The sequence below is a fragment of the Mesorhizobium sp. M7A.F.Ca.CA.002.05.1.1 genome (assembly GCF_003998335.1).
GTDB lineage: Bacteria > Pseudomonadota > Alphaproteobacteria > Rhizobiales > Rhizobiaceae > Mesorhizobium.
Genome location: NZ_RZQI01000023.1, coordinates 1 through 17,589, shown reverse-complemented (window position 1 = coordinate 17,589; position 17,589 = coordinate 1). Strand labels below are relative to the sequence as shown.

At 56.7% G+C, this 17,589-nt stretch carries 12 protein-coding genes and 3 pseudogenes; 3 read left to right on the top strand and 12 right to left on the bottom strand.

What is annotated here, in order from left to right; genetic code table 11:
• Window positions 1-126, bottom strand: a pseudogene (locus tag EN939_RS38825) (oligopeptide ABC transporter ATP-binding protein); the annotation flags it as partial.
• 299 nt (window positions 127-425) lie between these two features.
• Window positions 426-1,643 carry an ATP-grasp domain-containing protein gene (locus EN939_RS02635; RefSeq protein WP_127266827.1) on the bottom strand — a complete coding sequence of 406 codons (1,218 nt, stop codon included), beginning with the start codon at window positions 1,641-1,643 and terminating at the stop codon, window positions 426-428.
• Window positions 1,644-2,587: 944 nt separating this feature from the next.
• Here EN939_RS02635 and EN939_RS02630 point away from each other — a divergent pair.
• Window positions 2,588-3,826, top strand: a complete 1,239-nt coding sequence (locus EN939_RS02630; RefSeq protein WP_127266829.1) for an ATP-grasp domain-containing protein — start codon at window positions 2,588-2,590, stop codon at window positions 3,824-3,826.
• A gap of 1,568 nt (window positions 3,827-5,394) precedes the next feature.
• On the opposite strand, the gene EN939_RS02625 is transcribed toward EN939_RS02630, so the two are convergent.
• From EN939_RS02625 to EN939_RS02605, 4 genes are all read right to left on the bottom strand, one after another.
• Window positions 5,395-6,138, bottom strand: a complete 744-nt coding sequence (locus tag EN939_RS02625) for a class I SAM-dependent methyltransferase (RefSeq protein WP_127266826.1) — start codon at window positions 6,136-6,138, stop codon at window positions 5,395-5,397.
• A 145-nt stretch (window positions 6,139-6,283) separates the two neighbouring features.
• Window positions 6,284-7,123, bottom strand: a complete 840-nt coding sequence (locus tag EN939_RS02620; protein WP_126104996.1) for a 2OG-Fe(II)-dependent halogenase WelO5 family protein — start codon at window positions 7,121-7,123, stop codon at window positions 6,284-6,286.
• Window positions 7,116-8,372, bottom strand: a complete 1,257-nt coding sequence (gene ectB, locus EN939_RS02615; RefSeq protein ID WP_127206334.1) for a diaminobutyrate--2-oxoglutarate transaminase — start codon at window positions 8,370-8,372, stop codon at window positions 7,116-7,118. The genes EN939_RS02620 and ectB overlap by 8 nt, the downstream gene beginning before the upstream one ends.
• A gap of 1,055 nt (window positions 8,373-9,427) precedes the next feature.
• Entirely contained in the window at window positions 9,428-10,144 is a 717-nt protein-coding gene (locus EN939_RS02605) for a radical SAM/SPASM domain-containing protein (RefSeq protein ID WP_236383545.1), read from the bottom strand.
• Between the two features lie 718 nt (window positions 10,145-10,862).
• Here EN939_RS02605 and EN939_RS02600 point away from each other — a divergent pair.
• Window positions 10,863-11,098 (top strand): annotated as a pseudogene (locus EN939_RS02600) (transposase); the annotation flags it as partial.
• A 16-nt stretch (window positions 11,099-11,114) separates the two neighbouring features.
• Here EN939_RS02600 and EN939_RS02595 read toward each other — a convergent pair.
• The gene (locus EN939_RS02595) at window positions 11,115-11,864 is read right to left on the bottom strand and encodes a LuxR family transcriptional regulator (RefSeq protein WP_127266824.1); all 750 of its coding nucleotides are present in this window, start codon (window positions 11,862-11,864) and stop codon (window positions 11,115-11,117) included.
• A 637-nt stretch (window positions 11,865-12,501) separates the two neighbouring features.
• On the opposite strand from EN939_RS02595, the gene EN939_RS02590 reads away from it, so the two are divergent.
• Entirely contained in the window at window positions 12,502-14,301 is a 1,800-nt protein-coding gene (locus EN939_RS02590; RefSeq protein WP_127266823.1) for an ABC transporter ATP-binding protein, read from the top strand.
• Window positions 14,302-14,899: 598 nt separating this feature from the next.
• Here the strand turns inward: EN939_RS02590 and EN939_RS02585 are convergent.
• From EN939_RS02585 to EN939_RS02565, 5 genes and pseudogenes are all read right to left on the bottom strand, one after another.
• A complete protein-coding gene (locus EN939_RS02585) occupies window positions 14,900-15,106 on the bottom strand; it encodes an exopolysaccharide production repressor protein (RefSeq protein WP_127266822.1) in 207 nt (68 codons plus the stop codon).
• Window positions 15,103-15,419 (bottom strand): annotated as a pseudogene (fdxB, locus tag EN939_RS02580) (ferredoxin III, nif-specific). The gene EN939_RS02585 and the pseudogene fdxB overlap by 4 nt, the downstream one beginning before the upstream one ends.
• Window positions 15,416-15,553 (bottom strand): CCE_0567 family metalloprotein, encoded by a 138-nt coding sequence (locus EN939_RS02575; protein ID WP_373565054.1) that lies wholly within the window; start codon window positions 15,551-15,553, stop codon window positions 15,416-15,418. Before EN939_RS02575 ends, fdxB begins: the two are co-directional and overlap by 4 nt.
• A 111-nt stretch (window positions 15,554-15,664) precedes the next feature.
• Window positions 15,665-16,102 (bottom strand): DUF269 domain-containing protein, encoded by a 438-nt coding sequence (locus tag EN939_RS02570; protein ID WP_127266821.1) that lies wholly within the window; start codon window positions 16,100-16,102, stop codon window positions 15,665-15,667.
• A 319-nt stretch (window positions 16,103-16,421) separates the two neighbouring features.
• Entirely contained in the window at window positions 16,422-17,579 is a 1,158-nt protein-coding gene (locus EN939_RS02565) for a TlpA disulfide reductase family protein (RefSeq protein ID WP_127266828.1), read from the bottom strand.
• Window positions 17,580-17,589 lie beyond the last annotated feature (10 nt).

Genomic DNA, 17,589 nt, shown 5'->3' with positions numbered 1-17,589 from the left:
TAGCGAGGATTTGACCGCCTCAGCCGGTTTCGGAGACGCGGCTCTGGCCGGAGCCCGCACATGACAGGCCACGACGCGCCCGTCTGCCATTGGAACCAAAGGGGGGACTTCGTTGCGGCAGCGCTCGGGCTCCTAACTCGCCGCGAGGTTACCACTGTTGACAATCTAAGAATGCAAACAATCACTAAAGTTATTTTAAAGTTTTTTGAAGCCTTTCTTCCGGAGGGTGGGGCTTCTGATGCGAGAGTGCGACCGAAGTTGGTCGGTGATCCTGTTGCGCGACAGTCGCCCCGGCCAAAACGCTCTGCTCGTCGGCAGACTGAGCACCAGAAAACCCACGCCCCCTAGCCGATTGCCCGTGAGGCGATCCTGCACAGGTAAAAGAATCAGTACCTCACCGCCCCTCTTCCGCCGCTAGGGGCTGCTCATCGATCTATGATGGACCAATCGATCAGGTCGACCGAACGCTGAAGTATCGCCTTGGCCAGAATCGGACTGGGTGAAGCGGCAATGACGTGTCCCATGCGGTCTCTCCAATCGCCTCTCCTAACAATCAGGTCCTTGGATGCAACGTACAGTTCAACTTCTACAACACCTGGTATAGCAGCCGCTAATTTGTCGCCTTCGATCCAATCGAGAATGCCGTCGCGATCCGGAACGAGGATCCGTGTGGCCACGGTGTGCGAATGCCTACTGCGCAAGTCCCATTCGTTGCCGATGACGAGCTTGATATGTTCCGCGACGAGATCGACACCATAGGCTAGCCGGACTATCCGAGGAGTGATACCCTCCGCTAGACGCGGATTGACTTCAATGACGACTGGGCCACGGTTTGTCCACCTGAATTCTATATTTGCCGGTCCCCATCCAAGTCCGAGAGCCTCCAGACAGCTCAGCGAAACGTCGGCTATACAATTGCGTTCATCATCGCTGAGCAGGGCCGGAAAGATGCTCTCACGAAACACGAAATGTGGGGGGGCTTCGAACTCAGCGGCAGTAACACCAACTACTGACTTGCCCATTATCTCGGCTTCGTAGTATGGACCTTCTGCGAATTGTTCGACAAGCATCCTACGGGGGGGGCGCGAAATTCGCTTCCCGCTGCCCAACAAGTATGTTGTATGTTGCGTTAGCTCATCAAGGTTGCGGCACAATCTGACACCGGTGCTACCGTTGCCGACAGCTGGCTTAAGAACTACCGGCAGCCCAATCTCTGCGGCAGCGCTTTCTACCTCCGTCGCATCTGCTGCCAATCGATAAAGGGGAATGGGAACGCCAGCCTCCTCGAGGATCTGACGTTGAGTGAACTTGTCGCAGCATCGTTCAACAGACTCGGGATTCGGCCCCGGGAGACCGAAATGTCGGCAGAGCCTACCAACTGTCACATATACAATCTCCCCGCGGCTCACAAAGCCAGTAATTCCAGCAATGTCATAGGTAGTACCTAGTCGTGAGCACTCATGAACCAGCGCATTGATGTCGTCTGTATCGACGCGGACGGCATCATTCCCTTCCGCAGCAAGATATGTGTACTTAGCTGGATCAGCCGATAGTGTGACTGGATGAAGGCCAAGACGCTTGGCTGCTTGCATATAAAGAGGTCCGTTGCTTGAACCTTCGATCAGGATGAGCGCTCTTGCCATTGCTATTGACCCTCGGATAAGTGCGACACGGCGGCCCGAGCGAATTCAACCAACTGTGGGCCTGCGGTGAGGTAGCATTTTCGAGGACGTTTATTTGCAAAGAGATGGTAAAGTTACTTGAAGATATTGTTTCAATGTGGCTGAGCCAATTCACCCGCCGCCCGCCTTTCGACCAGGAAGCCCCGAGACGAAAACACGGAGGGTATCCAACCCGCGGACGAGAGTCTGGTCAACCGTCGTCTCTGAGCTCCATCCCCGACCGTGTGCAGTTCCAGCCAGTCCGACTGCTTTGCCGCCATGACGCTGGCCAACAAAGGTGGATCTGGGCCATACTGACGTCGTTAGTCGCATCATAAGCGCGCTGACCGAAGCGGGCTTCTCTAATTGCGATTGGTCTAGCGTTCTGTACCCACGCCTCGGGAACGAAGCCAAGGCAACGCGCACCGTCGAGTTGGCCGCCTCCTGTGGGCACGTCGTTGACGAGCCTCGGCCCAGTCCGCTGTACACCGGGGCTGGGCCACGGTGGGAAACTCACTATTTACGCGCGAGATGGCCGCCACGACCACGGGTAGCTTCCCACCACCTACGATAGAGAGCGAGAGCGGGATCTACGCGCCTCAGTCGCAGCGGCCTGAACTTAGCGTTATGCCAGGGTCAGCTACGCCTTGGCTCCGGCTCGAGGGGGTTGTTGCTGGGAGCGATTCGCGACATTATCTGGAAGGCGCATCGAATGTGCCATCGGCGGACGCGAAAATCTTGATCCGAAGCCTGGCGGAGCGCCGAGGTGCATCTCGCGAGTGTACATGCGCACAAATCTTTACAATAGATTCACGGAACTTTTGCGCTGACGCTGGTACTCTTCAGCACGAGCATGACAAAAGAACGCGAAAAAGGTGACACCGATTAACGCTCGTGACTTGGCCATCACCGAGAGGCAATACCAAATGACAAATAGAGCGCTCATTCTGCTAGAAGGCCACAGGAGCATCGGTCTGCCCTACGTGAAAGCGGCCCAGAGTCTTGGGCTTCATACAATTACCTTGTCGGCTGATCCAGCTCAGTACACATATCTTGCTGCGGAAGGGATTGATGCCGTCCGCGTCGATACAGACGACATCGATGCGCTGGTTCATGAATGTTCCCGACTAGGTACTACCTATGACATTCGTGGTATCACTGGCTTCTCGGGGCTCGACGAGTCGATCTATGCGACAGTTGGCAAGCTTTGTCGGCATTTCGGTCTTCCGGGACCGAACCCCGCATCGGTTGAACGATGCTGCGACAAGTTCACTCAACGTCAGCTTCTAGCGGAGGCTGGGATTGCTATGCCTGCTTACCGCTTGGCAGTGGATGCTATGGAGGTAGAAAGCGCTGCCGCAGAGATTGGGCTGCCGGTAGTTCTTAAGCCAGCCGTCGGCAGCGGGAGCTGCGGTGTCCGATTGTGCCGCAACCTCGATGAGTTAGCCAAACATACGACCTACCTGTTGGGCGAAAAGTACCTTTGCCAGTCAACCCCAAAATTACTCGTCGAAGAATTCGCGAACGGAGCCCAGTATAGCTCTTACACAATGGGTAACGACGTCATCGGAATTTGCGCCGCTAGCTTCGGACCCCTACCCCATTTCGTCTATCGCCATTTCTCCTTTCCGGCCCTGCTGACAGAAGAAGAGCACAAACTGATCGCCAGTGTTTCGTTGAGTTGTTTGCGAATTCTCGACCTTGACTGGGGTCCAGCGCATATCGAATTTCGATGGACGAAGCGTGGTCTAATGGTCATTGAAGTTAATCCGCGTCTCCCAGGTGGGACCACCCCTCGGCTGGTTCAGTTGGCCTACGGCATCGACCTCATCACCGAGCACATCAAGCTTGCTATCGGCGAGGAATGGGATTTGCGCAAATGGCATTCGAATTTTGCGGCCGCGCGATTCCTCGTTCCTGATCGCGAGGGCATGTTTGCCTCAATGAATGTCGACAGGGCCACTGCTATACCAGGTGTCGCCGAGGTGAAATTATACGTCGAACCCAAAACTCCGATCATCAGGAAAGGAGATTACCGAGATACCATCGGACATGTCATCGCTGTGTCGGCCTGCCCAACTCAAACGGAGACAGCACTTCAGCGTGCAATCGACTCGATGGAGTGGTCGATTACCCCATTTCAGCAACATGGCCAACGGGAGTAATTTGCGACCGTTCGTCAAAAGGGCCACTAAATGTAGTCTCGGAGCGAAACGGATGTCTTGCCTTGGTTGGTGCTCGTTCCATCGGGGCAGGGGTATTCGAAAGCATGCCAGAGGCGTTTTGTCATTTGCGATGGCCTCCTTGATCAATGGCACGGCCGAACCGCCGGCGTCGGGCGTCTTGACCTAAATGCCGTTGTCGGTGAGCACGGGTGTGGATCCGATAGGGAACGGCCATGTACAAGAGTAGCAAGAAGTCTCTTGAGAGGGCGGGGGTGTCCTTCCCATACAATTCGAGGACGAGCTTCGAGGTGCGATCCGCTGCTGCCCGCCCTAAACTGCCCTTCCTAGGGTTGGTGGCTCGGACGGTAGGAGCCTGGTCGTCACAACAAGAGGGCGAGCCGTGGCAGACTATAGGGAAGCATTTGCCGCTTCGATGTTGCGAAGCGGAGGAATGAGGTTCGGTTGTTCGGCGAGGTCGACGCATCTCCTAGACGGATCGCTGCATTATCCAAGGGTGCCATTGGATCCACTTCACCTAGGCAGCCCAACCGGCTTTGGCCTCTACCGGGCTGATCCGTTCCTTCGGCCATCAATGAACCGCGGTCGCGCGCCGCTGGTCCTAAGGAAGTAGGAGATCAGATGAGGACAAACGGGGATGCTCTTTCATTGGCAAGGCTGCTCCGCGCCGGCGAACTGACGGCGGTATGGGTTGCCGTGAAGCAAAGCGCGATCTCGTTCGCGCCGCCCGCCGCGGCCGAGACACCGCAGCTCCATTGCCAGCAGTGAGCGCCTTCATGCTCAAGCATGATGCGCCGCGCGTGTTCGGCGTGTCGGCCAAAGATCGTGGTTCGCTGGTCAGGACGTGGACCCTAGCCTTGCGCCGCCAGCGGTGACCGGCACCATCGCTTTGGAGGTCGGCGCCTCGCTCCACCTCTTCAGGTGTCTACTAAGGCCTGTTGAATTCATCGTCAGTTTATGACGGCGGCTGCGAGAGGGTGATTGCGTTGCAGCATTGGTCGGTTTTGTCAGCTCGCGCGGCGGATACGCTTGAGGTCCTTGAGCTTGCAGAAGACGTTCTCGATCAGATGACGACATATAGAGTTCGAGATCGAGTGGCAGAGGCAAGGCGCGCCTCGATGCTGCGAGATGACGATCTTGGCGCGCGTTCGTTCAGATCGGCAATAACGGTGTTGCTGTCGAAAATCGGCAATCGGCTCGCCGAAGGCTATGCCGTCTATTAGCGGGTGACGCCCACCGCATGTAAACGATGTCCTGGCAGGAGAACGAAGCGGACGAGATGCCGAGCGCATCGGTGAGCGCATAGTCATGCCGCCTTTGGAGCGGTCTACGGCTTGGCTAAGGGTCGCCCTTTTGAGACCTGTGGTTGCGTCGATCATGGCGAACTCATGTTAGGCTAGTCCAACAGACCTCTAACAGCCCAACGGAACATCGGCTTTGACCCAATCGCGGTGAAGACGGTGTTCCAACTTCAGAAAGAGGCTGGAAGGCCACGCCACGGACTTCCCGTGCGCACGATCAAAGCGCGGCCTTTATATATTTAGTCGAAACTACAGTCCCATTCTTCGATAAACTGAGATATGCCGTTTGGACCTATCCGTGAACGCACCGCCCGCCCAATCGCCCCAGCGTTCCACCAGTTCTAGCCCTGCGCATTGGGCCATGCTATCGAGCTCCTGATGATAAACGTAACGAACGCGCTCTGGCAATCGCCGGACAGACGTACCAGAAAACCAAAACAGGTTTGAAATCAAATTCTGGTTGAGCGAATCGTGAGCTTCCGCCTTGACGAAGGTATTCTCGGAATCCACGGTTGTGGTAGTCATAGTAACCTTTATACCCCCAAGGAAGCCATCTAATATTGGCACGCGCACCTCTATTACCAAAGCCCCAGCTTCATCAAGAGCCTGCGCCGCACATTTCAGGCAGGATATTTGGTCTTCGCGCTTTAATAGCAGGGTCAGAGTACCATATACAGAATAGATCAGATTGTATCTCTTAACAGAATTGAAATCGACAATACTCCCTTTCCACGCTTTGATAAGATCTGTGCGGTCGGCGAGAAGCTTCAACATGGCGCCCGAATTGTCGATACCTTCGACCTTTACACCACGTTCGCTCAACGGCACAGCCACGCGTCCGTTTCCTATGCCAAGTTCAAGAGCAATCCCTCCACAGGAAAACCGCTCTAAGAAAGCGGCAGTTTCGTCTGCCTCTCCGGTCTTACCTTGCATTGTCGTATATATTTCATAAACGTCTGCCCAATTCTCGTCATAGTTCGTCGCATCACACATCGTGTGTCCTCGTTATGCTTGATGTTCTATTCTCACTGTGCGCGCTTTTTAACTGCGGCATAAGATTTTGCCGCCATATACTTTTGCCCACTTACGCGGACGAGCCCAAAGTGACCGGCGCTGGAGGAAGCCGGTCAGTCCCGCTTCAGGTCCACCAGAGAACAAGATCTGGCCGCGCAAATCCGAAAAAGCAATTCAGCAGCACGCGACGCTTTCCGTTGCCTGATTGACCGGTAACCCCGTGAACGAAGCCGCCATCGATTAGGGCGATATCCCCAGTTTTGAGCTCGAACTCGCGGCAAGGGACGGCCTCCAGATAGGCTGCCGAATAGGGGTATCCAGTGGTCTCCACACCTTGCGATATCCGGTCCGCAACCGTCGGCTTGTGGCTCCAGAGCTTCAGATTGCCGCCTTCCTCAGGCATGCTGGGATAGAGGTTGAGCGCTGCGACCGTATTGTGCGCCACCGCAGAAAGCTCGTAATCATCGCCAGCACGTAAGACTTGAGCGACGTCGTCGTGGGGATCCAAGGAAAACGTGCCTGTGCCCGACCAACTGAGGCCGCGACAAACATTGGCCTGGCCGTGTTCGGAACGCGCCAGCCGCAATTCGATGCCCTGGTTGTGAAGCTCTCGCTTCAACGCCCCGAATACCGCTCGAACCGGGTCAACCAAATTCTTAAAAAGGGCATCGACGTACGGCCGCGCGTTTTCGGCGTCTGCGAAATAGGTGGCTGCATCCTTTCTGTAGTGAGATGCGCCGACATATTGTCCGGGCACACCATCTTTACGCTCTCTGAGACCGGAGCTTCCAATAAAGTTCGTAGTGATCTCCTCGGCTACTTCGGTGCTGAAAGCTTGCTTGATGTGCAGAGCGGTGAGCTCACCTTTCAGGACCGAGATGATTTCCGCAGTGTTGATCGAGCCGGTCCGTTCTTTGATCGAAACCGGCGAGATGGCTGGCACTTGAGACATCTGACTAGGCATTGTCTTGCTCCTGTAGTGCGTGTTCAAGGATGGTGATGCCACGATCGAGTTCGGCATCGGTGATGGTTATCGGTGGGAGGACTTTGATAACGTCGCGATTTGGCCCCGAGGATTCGATAAGAAGGCCATTTTCGAATGCGACATCGTGCACGCGGCCGACAACTGCCGGTGAACGGCATTTCAGGCCGGCCATCAGACCGCGGCCGCGCTTCTGTTCGATGTACCTCGGAAATTTCGCAACCAGGCGATCGAGGTGCGTTTGCAGCCTGACGGCTGTCCGCTCGACACCTGCAGTAAATTTCCTATCCGACCACATCTTGCACATGGCTCCTGCCGTCACGAAGGCGAAATTGTTGCCTCTGAAGGTCCCGCTATGTTCTCCGGGCTTCCATACGTCCAAGTCGGGTCGAATCAGAACGATGGACAGCGGACTACCTGAACCGCTTAGTGACTTGGAAAGACACACAATATCCGGTTCGATTTTCGCGGACTCGAATGAGAAGAAATCGCCAGTTCGGCCCGCACCCGCCTGAATATCGTCGACGATAAAAACAATGCCGTGAGTACGGCAAATGCGCTGAATTTCCATGAGCCAAGCTGCAGACGCGGCGTTCATGCCGCCTTCCGCCTGGATGGTCTCCAGAATGATTGCGGCAGGCTTTTCTATGCCGCTCCCCGGGTCGCTCAAAACGCTGTCGATGTAACTGGCGGAATCGAAAGCTTGGCTCGGATAGCCGTCATAGGGAACACGGATCACATCGTGGCGAGCGACGCCTCCCAGTTCCCTGGTTGAGGCCGAGCCCGACACCGCTAGAGAGCCGAGCGACATGCCGTGGAACGCATTCGTAAAGGCCATGACGCTCGAGCGGCCGGTGTATTTTCGCGCCAGCGCCAGAGCCGCTTCGTTGGCGTTCGTGCCGGTCGGCCCAGGAAACTGAATCTTGTATGAAAGGCCTCTGGGTTTCAGGATCCAATCGACGAACCCTTCAATGAAGTCACGCTTTGCCGCCGTATGCATATCAAGCGACAGAAGAATGTTCTCACCGACGAGATATTCAATCGCCGGCGCCATGATATCCGGATTGTTGTGCCCGTAATTGAGCGCCCCGGACCCAACGAGGAAGTCGATGTATGCGTTACCGGTCTCGTCCCAGATGGTGGCCCCAAGTGCCCTCGCAAAGACGGCGGGAAACGACCGACCGTAGCGACGAACGTTGGACTCATGGGCCGTGAAAGGGTCGGTGTTCATATTGAGTCCTCTGCACTTGGGTCGTTCAAAGAAGAGAGCGATTAATGGCTGGTTGCTCGCGGTAGATGTTCGTCATCTAACATTGAGAGCAGAATGCCGGAGGCAGCCTTGGTTAGTCTGGTGATGCCGGCATCCTCATCAAATATTGTTGGGTTGCGTTGCCCTCCATTCGGATGCTTTCGGAGAATGTGCTGCAACAGGATGGCTTCTAAAGCTTCCGCGAAAGCATCGCTACTATGGCATCAGGTAGTTGACGTACCCCACCCATCGCTGCCCATAGCGCCTCCGGACAAATGTCCAAGGAGATCAGCAGGGTCGCGTCGCCAGAGGTTGTGTCGCTCGGCGGTAGCGAAGCCGCTCGCGAGCGCGCTCCTCAATAGCGCCGTAGCGAGCGAGCGGCTTCGCGGCGGTCATCAATATATTCGCCGTTCAACCTCGGGCTGCGGACACCAACCTGATTCAAGAAACTATTTGATGACCGATGACACAGCGAAAGCCACGCTCTCTTTGAGAAGAATGCGGATTCCGATCTCTTGCGCGATGACTGGCCCGAGCCCCCGGATCAAGAGGGCGGGGCCGCCGTGGACCCCCTTGACGGAAAGCCCGTTCGTAGGCCAGGCGGAAGCAACCGGGAGACGCGCTGGCGAAGGGCCGCATCGGTTTCGAGAACGTCCACTACCGCGACGGCAACCATCCCCGGCCGCAGCTGCGCTGCTGCCTTCAGGCGAGTCGAAAAGGAGATCGTCCGGGAGGGTGAAGGCGTTGACGAGGTGAGCCGTGAGTAAGCAATCAAGCTCTGATCGGGATCGACTAACACTGTTTCCATCCGACCGATGGTTGACCTGTGATCGGCGTTACCTCAAGCTAGGCAGGCCGACAAGCTCGGTTGGAAGGCGAAGACCTTTCGATGAGCTCGTCTCCGAAATGCTCGAGGCCCACTGCCGCGCCTACAGGAACATACTGGCGTAACGTGAAAACACGATGGCGTCGCGGGCAGGTGCATCTGTCGTGGGGCCATCCGCACTGCCAGGCACGCCCTCTCGGCCGGCATGCACTCAGGTCCGGTCGTTTGGGTCGGCGAATTCACACATCCTGCAAAGCAGAAAACCATCTGCTCCATTCATGCGGTCGACGATTTCGCGAAAAACTGGCTTTTCAAACAGAGCGGAGTAACCCTCATATAGAAGGTTGCCCAATACGTGACGCCGTTCAAAATCCATAGAGCACAGGGTAACGTCGCCGTTTGGAAGAAGAACATTCCGATACTGTCGTGCGTCCACGCAGGTTAGGGCTCCGACCACTGGCTGACGTGGTGCAACGATCTTAGGGTCGACGCTTCCACCCCTACTGCTCATGGGCCGCGCTTTTATCAGTGCTTCGGTAGGAATAATGTCGGCTATATCTGGGTGGGGCTCGCCCAAAGCCACGAACCGGATCAAGGGGATATCCGCGTCGACGAGTTGACGAACCAGATCGCGATACTTGTCTCCGACCAGGCGGCTGTTCATGTAGGTGCCATCATCGAAAACATGAACCACGAATACGCCCAAGCGCAAGGCTTGCAATCGTTGCAGGTCCTGCCCGTTCATTCCCACCAGCGTCGTAAAAATCCTGATGCCATGGCCTTTGGCGAAGGCGTGCTCCACCATTTCGGTACAGTCCGGATTGAGCCAAGGTTCGGAGTATCCCGCAAAACCAATGTCGACGGAAGTCGGTACGCGGGCCAGACACCGCTTGAAATCTTCAAGATCCAGATGACTCGCATGAGACACTTTTCTTTGCCGGACCGCGAACTTGTCCTGGGGACAATATGAACATCCTACGACGCATCCCGTGGTCGTCGTTATCTCCAAAACCCTGCCGGCTGTGTTTGCTGAGCGAAGTTCCGGTAAAATCACTGGTGATTACTCCCATCTACTTCCTGCGAAGCGCCACGATGGTGTGCGTGTGCCTTTGGCTTTCTGATACCGCCTGCTGATCTACCGAGGCAACGCAGACATCTACCCTTTTTGGCAGCCTAAGCCGCCCGGTTCACCGACTTGCCGGGCCGACCTTCACAAACTTCCAGCGCGTCGGACCAGAGACAGCATTGCATCTTTCGAGGCATCACTCGCTCCGGAGATGTAGCCTCAACCGTTGGTCGCTGGCCCGTCGCCGAGATGCGCGCGCAGCACCCTCGAACCCGCCGGAGAGAAGCTTTCTGGATGCCGTCGATCATCCTTCATCGAGCGAGTTCCGTGTTCTCATGCGGGTCAGCCCTCACACTATATTGCCGCACATCGACCAGCAAAGGCCGAGCTAGTGCGCCTGGCGCGCAGTTACTGCGAGATAGGCTTCGAAAAGCCCGACAGAGCTAAGACGCTCCGCTGTATTGAACCCGACATGTTTTCTGACAGCTGTCAGATTTTGGACACACATCACTCATCGTCAGTCGCTTAATACGGATGGTAATTTCTTCCAGGAATCGGTGACATTGAACACCACCCTGTCATGACCGCCCAATCTCAGCGAAGCGAACTCAGCATCGCCACCAGGACCAAGCCTGAAGATAAATCCGCCATAGCAGCGTCAACGACATTTTGCTTTCGAGGCCGGATGGATTGCACGAGGTGATTCGCGCCGTGATGCAGGAGGTGCTCGAGGCCGAGATGGACGAGGCGCTGGGTGCTTCGAAGAGCGAGCGCACGCCGGAGCGTCTCGGCTATCACGCGCGCTACTACGGGCGGAGAACTAGCTGCGCACCTACGGCGGTTCGATAATCCCAAGGTTCAAAGCTTTTACAACAGCTACCGTTCTGCTGGTCGCATCCAACTTCCGCATTACATTTTTTAAATGGAAATCTATCGTATTTCGTGATCTGCCTAAAATAGTTCCTATTTCCCAAGATGATTTTCCTTGTGACACCAAATCAATGCACTCTATTTCTCTCGGAGACAGGTTATGAGCTCGTTCCGACGCAGTCGTAGTGTCGAACTTCGTAACCATCCGATGAAACCGCAGCGCGGCCATTTGCAGGTAGGTGATCGCTCTATTCTGCAATTCGCAGTCCGAGGATTGAGCAAAACTCACAAACCTAAAGCTGCCACCAGGGCCATGTAATGGGACGGTAACGCCTGACCTCAAGCCGAATGTTGCTGCTTCGTCCAAGACGCGGCGTCCATCTTCAGTTATGCTTTCATCGGTATACACCTCGCTCCATCGAAAGGGTCCCGCCTCCTTTCGACCTTTCTTGATGAGTGGGTCTATTTTGGCATAGCCCATTCTCGAGTAGCGCTCCTGCCATTCAGCAGGATAATTCCACATCACCACAGAACCCTCTCGGTTCGGCTTGAAAACCCTCTGTTCTGATGCGAGCGACCCATAGGCAATCCACGGGCAATCGAAATTCAGCGCAAACGCAGACAACAGTTCGAACAACTGTTCGGATTGAGCGACATCATCAGTCATCTTGAGGAATAGGTCTAACTCCACCGCAATCCGCCGGAGTTCCATGATGTCTCCTTCATTGCGTTCTCATTGGTGCACAGTTTGCTCCAACCCAGCCTCGCAACATCCGAAGTCAACGGGACTCGAGCCGGAGTTCCTTCCGCCACCTGGAGTACCCTCAAGAGTCGTGCCAGCTTGCGAGCGAAGCTTCTCCTTCAGGTCGTCAATCGACGGGGGAGGTACCCAGGAGGCGAACCGACAGCACTGTGTCGGGGAGCGCACAATCCGACAGTCGAGCATTCGATTGACGGAATATGGGCAGGAAAGTATTCGCGGCGCGCTTTTGAAATCAGCACCTAAGTGCCGGGCCTGAGAAAGCTGCATTGCAACTGTACTTATTTGATCGAGGCAAGAACAAGCTCAAAATTCAATCGATACATCGACCTTCTTTTCCAATCTCCCGAGTTGAGCAGCCGTAGCAATCGTATTCGACTGGATGGCGGCTGACTTTCTCCAGGCTCGGTAACCTGCTGAATTTGTCCTTCGGATGTTCCCGCTCAGTTGGCACGACTTTTGAACTCACCGTCGTGAGGCGGCAAGAGCTGCCCGCCAAAATTGATGCTGTTATGGGGGAGGTCGAAATTCCAGTTTTGTCTTTTATCGTCTTTGGGACCGAGCGTGTTGATGCGCCCGCTTGGAAACTATGAGACGTTTCCCCGTCCATGGGCGCGGCGCCACTTGTCGCGACGTTTTCGCCTTCACTGTTCGCCTCTGGAACAGGCAGCCGGCCCGGCTCGCGATCATCATGACCGCGATGCTCGCCTCCACGCTGGCTGACGTGTTGATGCCGCTCTATTCTGGCCGACTTATCGACGCTGTTTCTCGTGCTGCTAATGCGGCAGCACCAGCTTCGGCAGCTGTTGCAGCATTCTCTGTACCGATTGCATTGGCACTCGGTTCCATTGCCATGCGCCACGTCGCCTTAATTGGCCTGAACGACTTGGTGTTGAAAATGATTTCCGACGTCGCGACCGAAGCGTTCCATCATGTGCAGCGCTTTTCGACAGACTGGCATGCAAACAGCTTCGCCGGCTCGACAGTGCGCAAGATAACGCGCGGCATGTGGGCGCTCGACCTCCTCAACAGCACGATACTCGTCACGCTGCTCCCGTCGTTTGTCATCTTGATCGGCTCGACGGTGCTGCTCGGCTGGCACTGGCCGGTCATGGGCGTGATCTTTGCTTGCGGCTCTCTCGTCTACCTTGCGTTTTCGATTTCGCTGTCGCTCGGCTATGTCGCGCCAGCGGCGAGCCTTGCCAACCGATGGGACACAAGGCTCAGCGGCGCGCTTGCGGACGCGGTCAGTTGCAACGCTGTGGTCAAGGGCTTCGGCGCAGAGGTTCGCGAAGACGAGCGGCTTGCAAACATCATGACGAAATGGCGGCACCGCGCGCGCCGGAGTTGGGTGCGCGGAACGATCATCGGCTCAACCCAAGGCGTAACTTTGGTTGCGCTCAGGGTGGCGGTGGTCGGATATGCCCTGCTTCTGTGGTCGCATGGACAGGCAACGCCGGGCGAGATAGCATATGTTCTCACGTGCTTCATCGTCCTGCAGGGCTATCTGCGTGATGCCGGCATGCATGTCCGCAACGTGCAGCACTCGGTTAATGAGATGGAAGAACTAGTGGCCATCCACAATCAGCACGTGGATGTTGCCGATCGTCCAGAGGCCAAGCCGATCCGGATCACGAAGGGCCGTATCGATTTCGAGAACGTCCACTTCCGCTACGCCAACCATCCCCTGCCGCTCTATAGCGAATGTTCGCTGTCGATTGAAGCTGGCGAAAGGGTTGGGTTGGTTGGACCCTCCGGTTCCGGCAAGACAACATTCGTGAAGCTGATCCAGAGACTCTACGACCTGAGCGGCGGCCGGATCCTGATAGACGGTCAGGACGTCTCCGAGGTGACCCAAGAGTCCCTTCGTTCGCAGATCGCGATCGTGCAGCAGGAGCCGATCCTGTTTCACAGGTCGCTTGCCGAGAACATCGCCTATGGCCGGCCTGGCGCGAGCCGGGCCGAGATCGAGCAAGCGGCACGGCTGGCAAGTGCCCACGAATTCATCGCGCCCCTGCCGAAGGGCTGTGGGACATTGGTCGGCGAAAGGGGTTTGAAGCTCTCCGGCGGCGAGCGCCAGCGCGTGGCGATCGCGCGCGCCTTCCTCGCGAACGCGCCGATCCTTATTCTGGACGAGGCCACATCGAGCCTCGATTCGGAATCCGAGGTGCTCATTCAACAAGCGGTGGATCGGTTGATGGTGGGCCGAACCACACTCGTCATCGCACACCGGCTGTCGACGGTCCGCTCGCTCGATCGGCTGCTCGTCTTCGACCGTGGCCGCATCATGGAGGACGGCGATCATGCCGCGCTGATCAATCTCGATGGTGGCATTTACCGCCGCCTGTTCGAACGGCAGGCGTTGGAGCTAGCGAAGGGCCTGGCCTGAGCGCCAACCGGATTGCGCGACGCGCCGAGCCGTTGCCGGAGAGGCGTGTGGCAGTGAGGCCTTACCGACGAGCGGCGGGCGTTACGGCCGGCAAAACCAGCACGGCCGGAACTATCCGCCAAGCGGGCGAGCGGGAATGCACCACGTCTAAGCTTCGGCGAATGCGCGCAGTTACACGCGGGCACCGAATTGTCGCGCCTAACGGCGCACGCACCAAAAGGGCGGGAATGTCGACGGCCCGGCCCTCGCCGTTACCCACATTTTGCCAAAGGAAGCGAAGTCAACGCACATTGAGAGGGCGGTGCTTCCCGGCCGGCTGGGATCCCTGTCGCTGGCCCAACCTACCGCACGCCGACCACGTCAACGCTTCAAAGTCCCTTCGGTTCGCAAAGTCGTCCCCTTGGAGACCCGGAAGCGCAGGAGCTCCGACCGCAGTCTTCGCTCAACTCTGGCCATCTGCTCCGGGATTGGATTCCGTTCCCTTGCTAGCACAGTGGCAGCTGAGGACGAACTCGCCGGCCTCGTGTCTTTCTATTACGGCCAACGGGCTTAGGAAGAGATTGGATTCGCCGGCCCTCTGCGGAGCGAATGAACAGTTCTACAGATCATCGACGTCCGCGAAAAAGAGCACGCAGCCGAAATAGCAGGCCTGAAGCAGCAGCGAACAGGCCAGCGTCGTGACGACTGCCACACGGAGCGAATCCAAAGCGAAGTAAATCATCGACGCATTGCTGCACAGGACCAGCCCCACGAGCCGACAAAAAGATGAAGTGCAACGCCGTTCTCCTGGTTTTCGCCAGATCATGTTGCGAGCTCGTCGGCCGCAACATGCGTCTGGCAGTTCTTGGGGCAGACGCGGCCGCAGGCTCCGCAGCCTATGCAGCGGCCGGCATCATCGACAACCATGATCATGCGATTGAGCTTGCCGTCGAAATCGTCGTCCTCGTCATCGCAGGGGCCGAGGATTTCACCCGCATCATCAACGCCGTGAAGATGCATGACATCGCGCGAGCAGACCTTGAAACAACGGCAGCAGCCGATGCAGATTTGCTATCGATGGAGGTCAGGTACGGCGGCATCCAAATGGAGCCGTCACGGGTGGTGAATGTGCGCATCATCCTAAATTCTTCATTGAAGCGAGTTCTCTCTTGGCAACATCCAACTCGGCATAAACGGCTTGGGTTTTCTCGGCGACTTCCTGTATGTCGGCCCACTTGCCCGGCAGACCCTCGACGAGGTCCTGCAATGCCATCTTGGCAATAGCTGCACGCAACTGGAGCTTTCAGACTTTTTTCCTCATCTTATCTAGGTCTGACATAGATCCTTCCTGGAACAATGGTTTTTTGATGCGCTCCATCTCGGGCTAGGCTTCAATGGCTGCAGTCGCATCGTCGACCAGTTTCGTACCGGCCTCAGCAAGTTTGCGGAAAGTCTCGAAGCCGAACCGGTGGACGTCTCGACAGAACGCCCAACCGCCGGAAGCCCCCACGGGTTTCATTTCTATTGTCGGCGACGTCGACACGCCGGAGCGCTCCTCGATCGCAAGCGCTACGGCGGTGTAAAACATGTCGAGCCTCCACAGCGCGTCAGGATCGGGATCGCCGCCAAAGGGTACCGCACGTTGCTGTTGCCTGGTGATGATGAACTCGGCCAGCAGCTCGGCATCCGAATGGCCTTCCCATAAGCCGAAGGAATCCTGAGTACGAATGAGCCGCAGGAGGCATTTGACGAACGGGGAAGCAAGGGCCTCGTCGTCATTGTTGACAGCAGGGCCAACCGGAGGAATTTCGTTGTTCGTCATTTCAGTCTTCGTCTTCGAGGTACGATTTCCTTGCGATGCCCACTCCGGGTCCGCTTGCGTGGCCGACGAATGGCTTGGGCGGGCCAACCCCAAGAGTGCCCCGTGGCCGACCTCGACATGTCCACGAGTGCGAGACCTGCGGCGCGAATTCGCGGCGCACATCGTCTGCGCCGCGATCCGACCGGTGGTCAACGCAATTGAAATCCAACCTTCCGCAAGCCGCCGCCCTGCTGCATCGACATACTTGCTGCGAAGAGAGCTTCGATGGGCGGATTGGCCAGTGTTCAATTCCAATTGTCAGTCCCTTCGCGATTCTTGCTCAGGAAGTGACTTCGTTTTGAGTTTCGGGTGCCTTCTTTTGCGGAGCCACACAAAGATCCGCGTGACAGGCAGGCTCACCCGTGTAGTTGGCCAGTGCTTCGAGCAATGGGGTAAGATAGTACTGTTTGGTGTGGTCCGGAATTGGCCCCAGCCGGTCCACCGATTTCAGTGCCACCTCGATCAACTCGATTGCGCGATCTTTGTTGCCGCTCTCGTAATAATACTGAGCTACCGGGAGGTACCGGAGGTATTTAAACGGGCCATCGCCGTTCGGGGGATTGAGTGCCAGTATCTGTTCCGAGAGCTCGTTGCCCATCGCAAAGCGCTCCGCGCGCGGAAGATGGGAATTGTCCATCGTGGGATCGAAGAGTTGGTTGAGGGCCAAGGCCATCCACGACACCGCGTCGGACGTTTTGTCGATCGCGTCCTCGACCAATTCTCGCATGACCGGCATGCCGGTCTTGATGTCGCGCAGCTTGTGAAGCAGAAGATCCGCATGAATCTGCCGGAACTCACAAGAGTCTGGCATCAAGGCGAGGCCTTCTTCGATGGCCAAGAGCGCCGCCGTCCAATCCTCGGCCTGCATCGCCGGCTCAAGTTTGGCGTATATCGGCCCGGTAAGCGACATTTCGCGCGCTGCAAGTTGGTTATGCGCGATGCGCTTTGCATCGGCGGCTTTCGCTTCATAGCTGCTGCGCCAGCTGCCGTTAAGGACTTTCGGCAAAACGTCATCGAGTTCCGCCGGGTGGCCGATAAAAGCGATGTGGCCGTCGCGGTCGACCACGAACGAGGTGGGAATCCCAATCGAAGAGCTGGGATCCATCCAGAGCTTGTTCATTTCGCCAATGTAATCGAACCCGATACGATAATTCAGATTCGGGAACTCCTCGGTCAGCCAGGCATCCACGTTGGTCCGCGCCTCGTCTGCGGTAGGACCCTGTTCGCAGGCGGCAACTCCGACCGCCTCAAATCCGCTGCCTTCATATTTCTCCTGCAGTTCGATCAAATGGGGCATGGCGTCGACACATGGTCCGCACCAAGTCGCCCAAAACTCAACGAGGTAGACCTTGCCGGGCCGGAAGTTCGTGAGGGGCTCGCCACGCAGCCAGTTCTCCACTTTGATCGCAGGAGCCGGGGGCCCCATACGCGGTTCCATCTTGGTGTCC

What these genes read in the sequence shown, in the direction of transcription:
- EN939_RS02625 (WP_127266826.1), bottom strand. Translation starts at nt 6,138, where the DNA reads ATGTGTGATGCGACGAACTATGACGAGAATTGGGCAGACGTTTATGAA.
- EN939_RS02590 (WP_127266823.1), top strand. Translation starts at nt 12,502, where the DNA reads ATGAGACGTTTCCCCGTCCATGGGCGCGGCGCCACTTGTCGCGACGTT.
- EN939_RS02630 (WP_127266829.1), top strand. Translation starts at nt 2,588, where the DNA reads ATGACAAATAGAGCGCTCATTCTGCTAGAAGGCCACAGGAGCATCGGT.
- EN939_RS02595 (WP_127266824.1), bottom strand. Translation starts at nt 11,864, where the DNA reads ATGGAACTCCGGCGGATTGCGGTGGAGTTAGACCTATTCCTCAAGATG.
- EN939_RS02635 (WP_127266827.1), bottom strand. Translation starts at nt 1,643, where the DNA reads ATGGCAAGAGCGCTCATCCTGATCGAAGGTTCAAGCAACGGACCTCTT.
- ectB (WP_127206334.1), bottom strand. Translation starts at nt 8,372, where the DNA reads ATGAACACCGACCCTTTCACGGCCCATGAGTCCAACGTTCGTCGCTAC.
- EN939_RS02620 (WP_126104996.1), bottom strand. Translation starts at nt 7,123, where the DNA reads ATGCCTAGTCAGATGTCTCAAGTGCCAGCCATCTCGCCGGTTTCGATC.
- EN939_RS02565 (WP_127266828.1), bottom strand. Translation starts at nt 17,579, where the DNA reads ATGGAACCGCGTATGGGGCCCCCGGCTCCTGCGATCAAAGTGGAGAAC.
- EN939_RS02570 (WP_127266821.1), bottom strand. Translation starts at nt 16,102, where the DNA reads ATGACGAACAACGAAATTCCTCCGGTTGGCCCTGCTGTCAACAATGAC.
- EN939_RS02585 (WP_127266822.1), bottom strand. Translation starts at nt 15,106, where the DNA reads ATGATCTGGCGAAAACCAGGAGAACGGCGTTGCACTTCATCTTTTTGT.
- EN939_RS02575 (WP_373565054.1), bottom strand. Translation starts at nt 15,553, where the DNA reads ATGGCATTGCAGGACCTCGTCGAGGGTCTGCCGGGCAAGTGGGCCGAC.